Origin of the sequence: Bacillus sp. 0209A, assembly GCF_036765095.1 — a bacterium.
Classification (GTDB): Bacteria; Bacillota; Bacilli; order Bacillales; family Bacillaceae; genus Bacillus; species Bacillus subtilis_G.
Genome location: NZ_JBAIZV010000001.1, coordinates 707,584 through 720,245, shown reverse-complemented (window position 1 = coordinate 720,245; position 12,662 = coordinate 707,584). Strand labels below are relative to the sequence as shown.

General features: G+C 45.3%; 11 protein-coding genes. 8 read left to right on the top strand and 3 right to left on the bottom strand.

Features of this window, described 5'->3' with window-relative positions:
- Position 1: 1 nt before the first annotated feature.
- Positions 2–619 carry a DUF47 domain-containing protein gene (locus V6D44_RS02975; RefSeq protein WP_003218470.1) on the bottom strand — a complete coding sequence of 206 codons (618 nt, stop codon included), beginning with the start codon at positions 617–619 and terminating at the stop codon, positions 2–4.
- A gap of 276 nt (positions 620–895) precedes the next feature.
- Positions 896–2,212 (bottom strand): serine/threonine exchanger, encoded by a 1,317-nt coding sequence (steT, locus tag V6D44_RS02970; RefSeq protein WP_253269028.1) that lies wholly within the window; start codon positions 2,210–2,212, stop codon positions 896–898.
- 387 nt (positions 2,213–2,599) lie between these two features.
- Here steT and V6D44_RS02965 point away from each other — a divergent pair, with 387 nt between their 5' ends.
- The 4 genes from V6D44_RS02965 (at position 2,600) to V6D44_RS02950 (ending at position 6,961) form a co-directional block, all read left to right on the top strand.
- On the top strand, positions 2,600–3,550 hold the full coding sequence (locus V6D44_RS02965) for a ring-cleaving dioxygenase (RefSeq protein ID WP_253269029.1): 951 nt from the start codon (positions 2,600–2,602) through the stop codon (positions 3,548–3,550).
- Between the two features lie 86 nt (positions 3,551–3,636).
- Entirely contained in the window at positions 3,637–3,783 is a 147-nt protein-coding gene (locus V6D44_RS02960; protein ID WP_202328563.1) for a hypothetical protein, read from the top strand.
- Positions 3,784–3,790: 7 nt separating this feature from the next.
- Complete coding sequence (locus V6D44_RS02955; protein WP_333516254.1) at positions 3,791–5,977, top strand: glycosyltransferase family 39 protein; 2,187 nt, start codon at positions 3,791–3,793, stop codon at positions 5,975–5,977.
- A gap of 12 nt (positions 5,978–5,989) precedes the next feature.
- Positions 5,990–6,961: a glycosyltransferase family 2 protein gene (locus tag V6D44_RS02950; protein ID WP_087990916.1), complete on the top strand. Its 972-nt coding sequence runs from the start codon at positions 5,990–5,992 to the stop codon at positions 6,959–6,961.
- 489 nt (positions 6,962–7,450) lie between these two features.
- Here the strand turns inward: V6D44_RS02950 and htrA are convergent, their stop codons facing one another.
- Positions 7,451–8,809 carry a serine protease HtrA gene (htrA, locus tag V6D44_RS02945; protein WP_087990917.1) on the bottom strand — a complete coding sequence of 453 codons (1,359 nt, stop codon included), beginning with the start codon at positions 8,807–8,809 and terminating at the stop codon, positions 7,451–7,453.
- 170 nt (positions 8,810–8,979) lie between these two features.
- Here htrA and proG point away from each other — a divergent pair, with 170 nt between their 5' ends.
- The 4 genes from proG to dppC all read left to right on the top strand — a co-directional run bounded on the left by proG (position 8,980) and on the right by dppC (position 12,661).
- Positions 8,980–9,798: a pyrroline-5-carboxylate reductase ProG gene (gene proG, locus V6D44_RS02940; protein WP_087990918.1), complete on the top strand. Its 819-nt coding sequence runs from the start codon at positions 8,980–8,982 to the stop codon at positions 9,796–9,798.
- A 127-nt stretch (positions 9,799–9,925) separates the two neighbouring features.
- On the top strand, positions 9,926–10,750 hold the full coding sequence (gene dppA / locus V6D44_RS02935) for a D-aminopeptidase DppA (protein ID WP_253269031.1): 825 nt from the start codon (positions 9,926–9,928) through the stop codon (positions 10,748–10,750).
- 16 nt (positions 10,751–10,766) lie between these two features.
- Entirely contained in the window at positions 10,767–11,693 is a 927-nt protein-coding gene (gene dppB, locus V6D44_RS02930; RefSeq protein WP_202328568.1) for a dipeptide ABC transporter permease DppB, read from the top strand.
- 5 nt (positions 11,694–11,698) lie between these two features.
- On the top strand, positions 11,699–12,661 hold the full coding sequence (dppC, locus tag V6D44_RS02925; RefSeq protein WP_087990921.1) for a dipeptide ABC transporter permease DppC: 963 nt from the start codon (positions 11,699–11,701) through the stop codon (positions 12,659–12,661).
- Position 12,662: the final 1 nt, after the last annotated feature.

Genomic DNA, 12,662 nt, shown 5'->3' with positions numbered 1-12,662 from the left:
GTTACGCGTTTTTCATAATGATGGTTTCAAGATTATTGGCAACACTTTGGCAAGAGTCGGCAATTTCTTCAAGCGTTTCGTAAATTTCACGGTATTGAATCACTTTGATCGGATCTGTTTCATTTCCGAAAAGATTCTTTAATGACTTTCTGTGCAGGTTGTCACAGCTGTGCTCATATTCTTTAATTTTGATCGCGTGAGGCTGAATATCCTTTAAGCGGTTTTCTGCCAGCAGCTCAATTGTAATCAAAATTTCTTTTGCACATTCTCTGATGTATCCGCTGAATTTATCGATATGCTCGTCTGATGAAGTAATTGAAAAAATCTCCATCATGGCAGAGAAATGCTCGATTCCGTCAAGCACATCATCCAGACTGTTTGTCAGCTGAAGGATATCTTCGCGTTCAATAGGAGTGATGAACGCTTTGTTAAGCTCTTTAATCATGACATGAACATGATTGTCACCTTTTGTTTCATATTCCTTTAACGTATCTGCGAATTCTTTAAGCGTCGTTTGGTTTGTGACCTTAAAGTTCACAAAATATTCGGCAGTTTCGTCTATATTCTTTGCGATTTCTGTTAAAAGGAGTGAGAACTTATCTTTTTTTCTTCTTATCATTAAAAACCCTCCATAGTTTGAATGAGACAATGCACACATCAAATTATTATATAGCCTTTTGTCGAAAAAAAACAGGAAAAGTCGAAAAAAACGCGGCTTGACTTTTTCGGTAAATCATGTCTCCTTATCATGGCCTGCTTCGGTACAAAAAAACGACCCAAGTTAGCAAAATCCTTCTGCTTAACGTAAAAAGTATATCAAAAGTTGTGTTTTTCCTGTCAACTTTTTTCTTCTGTTTCACCCAAAAACGGTTCCCAAAACAAGGGAACCGTTTTATCAGCTAGCTTTTCGTTTTTTCATCCAGTAATAAACAGGCAGTCCGGCAAGGCCGATGAGGATTGATAATCCACAGCTCATTGTATCTGTAATCAGTGTGCTTCCTAACACAAAGAATGAGCCCGCGATTGCCAAAATCGGCATGAATGGGTAAAGCGGAACACTGTAGGCGCGCTTTTCTCCCTTTGTTCGCTTGCGGAGGATAAACACCGCAAAAAAGGCCATTACATAAAAAATGTAGATCATGAAAATAGAGATTTCCGAGAGCTTATCAGGGTTGCTGATCAGCATCATAATCAAAGACACAGCAATCTGGAAGGTAATCGCAATCCATGGTGTGCGGAACGTCGGATGCACATGTGACAGTTTTTCAGCAAATGGAAGCTGTTTGCGTTCCGCCATCGCGTAGGACACCCGCGGGAAAGAAAGGATCTTTCCGTTTAAGCAGCCGAAGATACTGACAATAATCCCGACACTGATCAGCTTTCCGCCAACTGAACCGAACAGCATGGTCGCAGCAGTGCTTGTCGCATTTTCACCAAGTGTGACTATTTCGTTCGCAGACAGGATGTGAAGCAATGCAAAATTAATGAAAATATAGATGGCTGTTACGATTAATAATCCGCCAGTCATTGCGCGTGGCAGCAGCTTTTCGGGATTTTTCATTTCTCCGCCGAGAGCGGCCAGAAGAATCCATCCGTCGTAAGCAAACAGTGTAGCCAAGATGGCTGCTCCGAAATTCATATCGGAAATGCTTTCGTTTACTGCTGTAAAGATGTGCTGATCGCCTTTCCAAAGACCGAAGATGATGATGCATGCAATCGGAATCAGCTTGCCGATCGTTGTCAGCGTTTGGACAAAGCCGCCGTATTTTGTACCGATAATATTAATGATGCATAAAAAGAGAACGGCTATAATTCCGATTCCTTTTGATAGTCCAGATCCCCAGCCGAAAAGATTCGCCATTAAAGATCCAAAATATAAACCCAGCGCGCCGATAATCGCCGGACCGTAAATGATAATCTGCACCCAGCCGCACAAAAACCCCCAAAACTCTCCGTACACTTCTTCAAGGTACGTATAGAGCCCGCCGGTTTTCGGAATCTGCGTTCCGATTTCCGCGATTGTCAAACCGCCCGCCAGTGTTAAAATACCGCCCAACAGCCAGGCGAATAGCGCTGTCTTTGAATCACCCGAATAAGCGAGCACAGCGCCAGGCTTCATAAACACACCTGAACCGATAATGGTTCCGATGACAAGAGTAAGGGCAAACAAGAGGCCTATCTCTTTTTTCAAACCGTTGTCTTCAGTATGCATGTCCTTAACCTCCTATGATGTTGAAGCTTCATGATGAAGAATCTATTTTTACATATTGTAAACCCTATTTTAGAAAAGTGAAATAAAATAAATTTTCTGATTTTCGATATTTGCTTTCTATGTGGCTGATAAACCTATGGAAACGCCTGCTTTAATAATTAATAAACGAATAAAAATGTGGTTTTTAAGTTATAAAGTTCGTGTTTTTCGGTCGGATTTCAACTGACATAGAGGATGCTGTAAGAACCTAGCAAAATAACGAACCTCCGATGAAGCTGATATGTTGACTTTCCCATGGGAATAAAATACCTTGTTATTAGAAGACTAAATATATAACTATGATATAATATCTCGAAATCGAGATAAAATGACCTGGAGGGACAGCATATGAAAGTCAACGGCATTCACCACGTGTCGGCATTAACGGCCGACGCACAAAAAAACTTAGATTTCTATAAGAAAGTATTAGGATTAAAGCTCGTCAAAAAATCCGTCAACCAGGATGAACCAACAATGTACCATCTGTTCTACGGAGATGAAGTGGCAAATCCAGGAACTGAGCTGACGTTTTTCGAGATTCCCCGCATTGCGCCGTTTCATGCGGGCACAAACAGTATTTCTTCTATTGGTTTGCGTGTTCCAAGCACAAAAGCCCTGCATTATTGGAAAGAACGTTTGGAAGAGCATCAGGTGGCGCATAGCGGAGTCACCCAAAGAGCGGGACGTGACATATTGGCATTCCGAGATCATGAAGGACAGCGCCTTGTGCTGACTGCGGATGAGAAAGGAAAAGGATATGGTCTGCCTGTTAAACAAAGCGGTATTCCGGAAGAATTTTCGTTTCGCGGGTTAGGGCCGGTTGAGCTGACTGTACCGTACGCTGAACCAACTTTACACGTATTGACGAATATTCTCGGATTTACAGAAATCAGCCGTGAAACAGTCGAAGGACAAGGAGCCGCCGTCATTTTGGAATCTGGAGAAGGCGGTGCTGCAACAGAAATCCATTTAATAGAAAGAAACGATCTTCCGCGCGAACGCCAAGGAAAAGGAAGTGTTCACCATGTCGCGTTTCGGGTAAGAGATGAAGAAGAGCTTGCCGGGTGGCATCAGATCATCAGCCGGGAGGGCTATAGCAATTCCGGCATCGTTGAACGCTACTATTTCAAGGCGCTGTATTTCAGAGAGCCGAACGGCATTTTGTTCGAGTTATCAACAGATGGACCGGGATTTATGGTTGATGAAAACCTTGATGAGCTCGGCCAAACGATCGCTCTTCCTCCGTATCTTGAGCATCGAAGAGCTGAAATAGAAGCAAAACTAAAACCGATACATTAAATTGAGATTGATTTGCCTTCCGGCGCTGCCGGGAGGCTTTTTTTATTATCATAAAGGCTGCATAAACATTGGGCAGGACATATCAGGTGACGGTTGGGAGAAATGGCTTAAAACCCGTTGTATATATGGACGATTGGCACAAAATGGCTTCGGCAAAAATATTGCCTTTGTTTATTAATAGTTTATTCATATTTGCTTGTTACACTATTTCAAAGTTAGACAAAAAGGAGTGAAAAACAAGTGGAAAAGAAAAAACGCGAGCTGGATATCGTCCTTATCCTCATTTTGCTCGCATCTGCATTTTTAAATATCTATAACATTTGGAATGACGACACGGTGAATCCTTATTACACCGCGGCAGTTACAAGTATGATGCAAAGCTTTCATCATTTCTTTTATGCTTCGTTCGATGCTGCCGGCTTTATAACAGTTGATAAACCGCCTGTTACATACCAAATCCAAACGATCAGCGCATTAATATTCGGTATGCACGGGTGGAGCGTCATTCTCCCTCAAGCATTGGCGGGTATAGGTTCAGTCCTTCTGATGTACTTGCTGATTAAGCCGACATTCGGTAAAACGGCGGCGCGCATTGCCTCATTTGTTATGGCATGTACGCCGATTGCTGTAGCTGTAGCACGAACAAACAATGTCGATGCATTACTGGTATTTTTCTTATTGCTTGCCACATGGCTCCTCTTTAAAGCGATCAGAAAAGGAAAGCTGATCTGGCTATTAGCGGCATTTTTCGTCGTTGGGATAGGCTTCAATACAAAAATGCTTCAAGCTTATATGATTTTACCGGCCTTCTTATTGTTCTATCTGATTGCGGCAAACGCCACAATCAAGAAAAAAATCATTTCTTTGGTAAGTGCGTTAGCTGTATTAGCAGCTGTTTCGTTATCATGGCCGCTCATTGTTGACAATATCCCTGCAAGCAAGCGGCCTTATATCGGAAGCAGCCAGACCAACTCTGTTTTGGAATTGGCTTTCGGATATAACGGGATTCAACGGCTGACAGGCCAAAATTCCGGCGGCGGCCAGGGCGGATCAACCGGAGACGCCTCAAAAGACATGCCGTCTTCTGATAACCATTCATCACAAACTCAAGCGCCGCCTAACCAGTCATCAAGCAACAGCTCATCAAGTGATGACAAATCATCAAATGGCAATATGGCGGCACCTCCATCCAACGGTCAAATGCCAAACGGCGGAGAAATGCCGAGCGGCGGTCAAGGAGGCCCTCCAAGCGGCGGAGACGGTGATCAGGGTGGACCTGGCGGAGACGGAGGGGAAGGCGGTGCAGGAACCGGCTCGAAAATGCAATCAGGTTCAGGAATGTTCGGAACGGGAACACCTGGTCCGCTGCGGCTTTTCCAACAAGAATTGTCTGATCAAATCAGCTGGCTTCTGCCATTTGCGATTTTTGGAATCGCAGGCTTACTGATCGCGGGTGCGAGAGAAAGAAGAAGATTATCTATAGAGCAGAAGGAAACGGTATTCTGGGTTGCGTGGCTTGTACCGATTGCCGGATTCTTCAGTGTCGCAGAATTTTTTCATCATTATTATCTCATCATGCTGGCACCGCCGATTGCGGCTCTTGTCGGTGCGGGGTGGGTTGCCCTTGTTCATCTGTACCGCAATCAGACAGGCTGGACATCATGGCTTCTGCCGGGAGCAATCATTGCGACAACTGGATTTGAATTGTTTATTCTCAGAAACTACAACGATCAAATCGGTGTTGGATGGAGTATCGGCGTAGGGGTTATCGGCGTGTTGTCAGCGATTGCTTTGCTGCTGTTCAAACAGCGCCAAAAACCGATCAGTTATTATACTTCGCTTGCAGCTCTTCTCGCATTGCTGGTGATGCCGATTTATTGGGCAAGCACACCGCTATTGTACGGTGGCAACAGTTCACTGCCTGAAACAGGCCCTCAGCTCGCATCAATGAGCGGAAAAGGCATGGGAATGTCTGATGCGACTGTAAATGAAAAACTGATCAAATATCTAGAGGAGAATAACTCTGGGGCTGAATACCTATTCGTCACAACCGATTCGAACACAGCGGCGCCATATATTATTAAAACGAAAAAAGCTGTCATGGCTATTGGCGGATTCAGCGGTTCTGACCCGGCGATCACACTGACTCAATTCAAAAAACTAGTAAAAGAAGGAAAAGTGAAATACTTCTTGGCTTCTGGAATGGGAAGAGGCGGAAACAATGACATTGTTGAATGGGTTGAGAAAAATGGAAAAGAAGTAGCATCAGAAAAATGGCAATCAAGTTCTGATCAAAAAACAGAAGATACTGATTCAGCTGATACATCAAGCAACAGCAACGCTTCAGGCCAAACCGGCAAAATGGGCGGCGGGCTTGGCGGAATGAACCAGTCAGCTACATTATACGAACTAAATGCTGATAAATAGGAGGAAAAAAACATGAGCAGACATATTCAATATTCAGTTGTTGTACCTGTGTATAACGAAGAGCTTGTCATTCATGAAACCTATCAGCGCTTAAAAGAGGTCATGGATCAAACGAAGGAAAACTACGAGCTGCTTTTTGTCAATGATGGAAGCAAAGATTGCAGTATTGAGATTTTAAGAGAGCACAGCCTGATCGATCCGAGAGTGAAAATCATTGATTTTTCAAGGAATTTTGGGCATCAGATCGCCATTACAGCGGGTATGGATTATGCACAGGGGAATGCAATCGCCGTCATTGACGCCGATTTGCAGGACCCTCCTGAGTTGATTTTAGATATGATTGAAAAGTGGAAGGAAGGCTATGAGGTTGTGTACGCCGTGCGGACAAAACGAAAAGGGGAAACCTTTTTCAAAAAACAAACCGCGGCTATGTTTTACCGTCTTCTCAGCAGCATGACCGATATTGATATCCCGATTGATACAGGGGATTTCCGCCTCATGGACAGAAAAGTCTGTGATGAAATGAAGAGATTAAAAGAAAAAAATCCTTTTGTCAGAGGGCTCGTCAGCTGGGTGGGCTTCAAACAGACAGCGGTCGAGTACGTACGTGATGAAAGGCTCGCCGGAGAAACAAAGTACCCGCTGAAGAAAATGCTCAAGCTTTCAATGGATGGCATCACGACATTTTCACACAAACCGCTGAAACTGGCAAGCTACGCGGGGATGTTCATGTCAGGTGCGGGATTTCTGTATATGTTTATCGTGCTGTACTTGAAGCTATTCACAGACAGCACGATTACGGGCTGGTCATCCCTTATTGTGATCCAGCTCCTGTTCAGCGGCATCGTCCTTCTGATTCTAGGGATGGTCGGCGAATATATCGGCAGAATCTACGATGAAGCCAAAGACAGGCCGCTTTACATCGTGCAGAAATCATATGGAATTGAAAATAAAAGACTCTATAGAGACCAGCATATGTCATAACCTGAAACCCCTATCCTTTACGGACAGGGGTTTTTTATGTTCTGCGCGATGATCAAAGGAACAGACGCTGATCGTTTTATGAGACTAAGAGTTTGTAAACTTTCACTGCGGTTCAGTTATGCTGAAATAAAAACGGCAAAGCCTAAAAGCAGTCGTCCTCGGCTTTGCTGAATGTCAGCTGATATCTTGGAGGGCTTTACAGAAACGCATGATGAGAGCTGTATCGGTTATGTGTAATAGACTACTGGCACCCAGTATAATTCCCCACGACAGTCGATTCAGGAAGGAGAAAGCTTAGCGCAGAAAAGTTTGACCCTGCCCAGATCATGCTCAATCCCACGGTTTTCATGTTCATACCGCTTTCTCAAATGATGCCTCAACATCTGATTAGTATCATGTCAGATGTTGAGGCAGAGTGTTTCATAGAGCGATAGGTCTTTTGTTCAATAAAAAGCCTCAGACCGCTTTTGCGGCCTGAGGCGCTATTTCTTAAGAAGTTGTTTCTTCTTTTTGGTCGAGTTTGATTTTTTTCGTCATTTCTTTGCCGTTTCTGAGGATTTTCACTTCAACGGTATCACCGATGTTTGCGTCTTTATATAAGATATTGCGCAGTTCACTGCCTGTATTGATTTCTTTGCCCTTCAGGCTGATGATAATATCCTCTGCTTTCAATCCGGCCTTTTCAGCAGGAGAACCTGAAGCGACCTCACGGATGTATACGCCCTTATTCAGCTGGCTTCCGAACAGGCCGAGTGTGCCTTCTTGGTAGTTTTGCGGCACTTGTTCTAAATCAAGCATACTGACACCGATATACGGACGTTCAATTTGCCCCTTAGACAGCAATTCTTCAGCAATCGGTTTTACGTCGTTGCTGGGGATTGCAAATCCAATGCCCTCAACATCATCTTCACTGATTTTCATACTGTTAATGCCGACAATTTTGCCGGAAGTGCTTAACAATGGACCGCCGCTGTTACCTGGGTTAATCGCTGCGTCAGTTTGAATCACGTTAATGCTGGTTTGACCGGCTGATGTTGACATTGAAACCGTTCGGTCCACACCGCTTACAATTCCTTGCGTTACTGTGCGAGACAGGTCTTTTCCGAGCGGATCTCCAATCGCAATGACGGTCTCGCCTGTTCTGAGATCGGACGAATTTCCAAAGCTCGCCACTTTTGTTACGTGGTCATCACTGATTTGAAGGACCGCTAAATCTGTTAACGAGTCACTGCCTACCAGCTTTGCTGTCGCCTCAGTGCCGTCATATAAAGATACCTTCAGTGAAGACGCCCCTTCTACGACGTGGTTATTCGTAATGATATAAGCCTTGCCGTTCTCTTTTTTGAAAATGACACCCGATCCCGATCCGCTTTCTGTACCTTCGCTGGAACTGGATGAGTCAGAGCCGAACAAAGAGCTGTTGGACTGGGCCTGAAGATTTGTAATACCGACAATCGCCGGTGAAATGTCTTCCACCATATTTGAGATTTTAGAAGAATCCTCGCTCTTGAATGCAGATGAGCTGCTTGAGTCTGACGAGCTTTTGCTAGATTCAGAGGACGTGCTTTTCGCAGTAACAGATTGCGTTTCCTGCTGGCTGGATGATTGTTTTGCTGTGTCCTGAGAATCATGGTCGCCTAGCGGTGTAAACGTGTAAATGCCGAGAGCGAGACTGCCGCCGATCACGCCGCCGAGCAGCGGTCTGAACCATCCGAACCCTCGTTTTTTCTTCTCCTGGTCATGAATCACATTGCGGGCTGAGTAGGAGGGGCTCTGATCGTTTTCTTTCGCTAGAAAGACCTCATTCTCATTTCCTTCCGTTCTGTTTTCGTCACGATAGTTATTCATCATGTTCACTCCGTTTCTCTATTTTCACTAAATCTATTTCATTATGATAGGTTTATGACTTGAGTTTATCATAAACAAAAACTGTGGGATAAAAATGAAAAGATTATGGGAAATTGTGAAAAAGGGCTGAAAACGGTACACTCTTTATTGTATATGAAAGGACTGAGTCGATGGAACAGATTGGATTGATTGGATATGGCAGCATGGCCGATATGATCGCCAGGCAGATGTTGAAGCATGGCCAAATCAAGGAGAATGAGCTCTTTATTGAAACAAGAACGAAAGGGGAGCGGCTTCAGGCGCTGATGTCAGATTATCCAAATGTATCGGCGGATTCGCTTGAGAACTGGGCTGAAACGTGCGGTTTGATTTTGATATGTGTCCCGCCGCTCCATGTCATTGAAACACTGCGCCGTCTGCACCCGTATGTAAACAGGAATACGCATATCGTTTCCATTGCCGCCGGTGTGCCGCTGCGTCTTTTGGAGGCTGAAACGGAGGCTGGTATATCACGTTTCATTCCTGCCATAACGTCCGAAGCTGAAGCGGGCGTCTCGCTTGTCGTTCACAGTGAGGCATTGACAGCGGATAAAAAAGAACGTCTGAATGAATTGTTATCGGTTTTCAGCAGTGTACGAGAAATCAAAGAATCAAATTTGGATGCCGCCAGCAATTTGACGAGCTCGGCACCCGGGTTCATAGCTGCCGTCTTCGAAGAACTGGCGCTGTCTGCGGTGAGAAACAGCAGCCTGTCCAAAGAAGAAGCCTTTGATTTTCTGATTCATTCTCTATACGGTACTGGCAAACTGCTGATCGAAAAGAATATGTCTTTCGAGGAAACGCTGGGGCGTGTCGCAACGAAAGGCGGAATTACTGGAGAGGGAGCTGAGGTGATCCGCGCCTCTTTGCCAGACGTTTTTGATCGGATGTTTGATAAAACCTTGAAAAAATATGAGCTGCTTACAGAACAGGCAGAGAAACAGACATGAATCCTTGAAAGAGGGTTCTTTTTTTATCAATGAAAAGTTGTGATTTTCCCCAGTTATATTGCAATTTTCCTCTTTTTTTAATATAATTTGTTAGAATATTCATAATTTAGTAAAAAGGAGGAGTGTTATGAAACTGTACATGTCAGTAGATATGGAAGGTATTTCGGGTCTTCCGGACGATACCTTTGTGGATTCCGGCAAGCGCAATTATGAACGCGGGCGGCTCATCATGACCGAAGAAGCAAACTGCTGTATTGCCGAAGCGTTTAACAGCGGGTGTACCGAGGTGCTGGTCAATGACAGCCATTCGAAGATGAATAATCTGATGGTTGAAAAGCTTCACCCTGAAGCCGACTTGATTTCCGGTGACGTCAAACCATTTTCGATGGTAGAGGGGCTGGATGATACGTTTACAGGCGCTTTGTTTCTCGGTTACCATGCGAGAGCTTCGACTCCCGGTGTGATGTCACACAGCATGATTTTTGGCGTCCGGCATTTTTACATAAACGATCGGCCTGTCGGTGAGCTTGGGTTAAATGCATATGTTGCCGGTTATTATGATGTCCCGGTGTTAATGGTAGCCGGTGATGACCGTGCCGCAAAAGAAGCGGAAGAGCTCATACCGAATGTCACGACAGCCGCTGTCAAACAAACCATTTCAAGATCAGCAGTGAAGTGCTTGTCCCCTGCGAAAGCCGGCCGGCTGCTGACAGAAAAAACCGCATTTGCCCTGAAAAACAAAGATAAAGTCAAACCGCTCACACCGCCTGACAGACCCGTTTTGAGCATTGAATTCGCCAATTACGGGCAGGCTGAATGGGCAAATCTGATGCCGGGAACTGAAATGAAGCCGGGTACCACAACCGTTCAATTTCAGGCGAAGGACATGCTTGAAGCCTATCAGGCGATGCTTGTCATGACTGAGCTTGCGATGCGGACATCATTCTGCTAAAGGGGTGTTTTAGGCTTTGGTGCGATACATGATGAAGCGTTTTTGGGCAATGGCAGCTACGATTTTGGTGATTACCACCCTGACTTTTGTTCTCATGAAGGTCATTCCCGGATCTCCTTTTAACGAGGAAAGAGGCACAAATGAAGTCGTTCAAAAAAATCTCGAAGCCTACTATCACTTAGACGATCCTCTCATTTTCCAATACATCATCTACCTAAAATCCATCATTACATTCGATTTCGGACCTTCAATTAAAAAACCGTCAGACAGCGTCAATGATATGCTGGAACGCGGATTTCCCGTTTCCTTTGAGCTTGGATTGACAGCGATTGTCATTGCTGTGATCTCCGGGCTCGTGCTGGGCGTAATCGCTGCGCTCCGCCGCAATGGCTTTTTGGACTACGCCGCGATGAGTCTAGCGGTGCTCGGCATCTCCATCCCGAATTTTATTCTGGCAACATTGCTTATTCAGCAGTTTGCCGTCAATCTCAACCTATTTCCCGCTGCCACATGGACGAGCCCGATCCATATGGTGCTTCCGACCGCAGCGCTTGCGGTAGGGCCAATGGCGATCATTGCCAGGCTGACACGGTCAAGCATGGTCGAAGTCCTGACACAGGATTATATCCGCACAGCAAAAGCAAAAGGTCTTTCTCCGTTCAAAATTATCGTAAAACACGCACTCAGAAATGCACTCATGCCCGTCGTTACCGTTCTGGGCACACTCGTCGCCAGTATTTTAACTGGAAGCTTTGTTATTGAAAAAATCTTTGCCATTCCCGGAATGGGAAAATATTTTGTTGAAAGCATTAATCAGAGGGACTATCCCGTGATTATGGGAACGACCGTTTTTTACAGTGTCATTCTGATCATCATGCTGTTTTTGGTCGACTTGGCCTACGGTCTCTTAGACCCGCGCATTAAACTGCATAAGAAAGGGTGAAGCGTGTGAATCTCCCTGTACAAACAGATGAACGCCAGCCAGAGCAGCATATTCAGGTGCCGGATGAGTGGTTTGTCTCGAATCAAGAAAAAAATCGAGAAGCCGATTCGGTCAAGCGACCGAGTTTGTCATACACGCAGGATGCTTGGAGGAGGCTGAAGAAAAATAAATTAGCGATGGCGGGACTCTTTATTCTTTTATTTCTTTTTGTCATGGCTGTTATCGGACCTTTTTTATCACCTCATAGTGTCGCGCGCCAATCGCTGACCGAACAAAATCGTCCGCCTTCAGCCGACCATTGGTTCGGGACCGATGAGCTCGGCCGGGATGTGTTTACCCGAACATGGTATGGAGCGAGGATTTCGCTATTTGTCGGCGTGATGGCAGCGCTGATTGATTTTGTGATCGGTGTCATTTACGGAGGCGTTGCCGGTTATAAAGGCGGCAGAACTGACGGTATCATGATGCGGGTTATCGAAGTGCTGTACGGGCTGCCGTATCTGCTTGTTGTCATTTTGCTGATGGTGCTGATGGGGCCGGGGCTGGGCACCATTATTGTGGCGCTGACTGTAACCGGATGGGTCGGCATGGCGAGAATTGTTAGAGGCCAGGTGCTTCAAATTAAACATTATGAATATGTACTCGCCTCGAAAACCTTTGGCGCGAAAACCTTTCGTATCATCCGGAAGAATCTGCTGCCGAATACAATGGGAGCGATTATCGTACAAATGACATTAACCGTACCTGCCGCCATATTCGCGGAATCCTTTTTAAGCTTTCTCGGCCTCGGCATACAGGCCCCGTTTGCCAGCTGGGGTGTGATGGCGAATGACGGTCTGCCTGCGATTTTGTCCGGGCATTGGTGGCGCCTGTTTTTTCCGGCCTTTTTCATTTCATTGACGATGTATGCGTTTAATGTGCTGGGAGACGGATTGCAGGATGCGCTCGACCCTAAGCTGAGGAGGTAGC

What these genes read in the sequence shown, in the direction of transcription:
- proG (WP_087990918.1), top strand. Translation starts at nt 8,980, where the DNA reads ATGGAACAGATTGGATTGATTGGATATGGCAGCATGGCCGATATGATC.
- V6D44_RS02975 (WP_003218470.1), bottom strand. Translation starts at nt 619, where the DNA reads ATGATAAGAAGAAAAAAAGATAAGTTCTCACTCCTTTTAACAGAAATC.
- htrA (WP_087990917.1), bottom strand. Translation starts at nt 8,809, where the DNA reads ATGAATAACTATCGTGACGAAAACAGAACGGAAGGAAATGAGAATGAG.
- steT (WP_253269028.1), bottom strand. Translation starts at nt 2,212, where the DNA reads ATGCATACTGAAGACAACGGTTTGAAAAAAGAGATAGGCCTCTTGTTT.
- V6D44_RS02950 (WP_087990916.1), top strand. Translation starts at nt 5,990, where the DNA reads ATGAGCAGACATATTCAATATTCAGTTGTTGTACCTGTGTATAACGAA.
- V6D44_RS02965 (WP_253269029.1), top strand. Translation starts at nt 2,600, where the DNA reads ATGAAAGTCAACGGCATTCACCACGTGTCGGCATTAACGGCCGACGCA.
- dppA (WP_253269031.1), top strand. Translation starts at nt 9,926, where the DNA reads ATGAAACTGTACATGTCAGTAGATATGGAAGGTATTTCGGGTCTTCCG.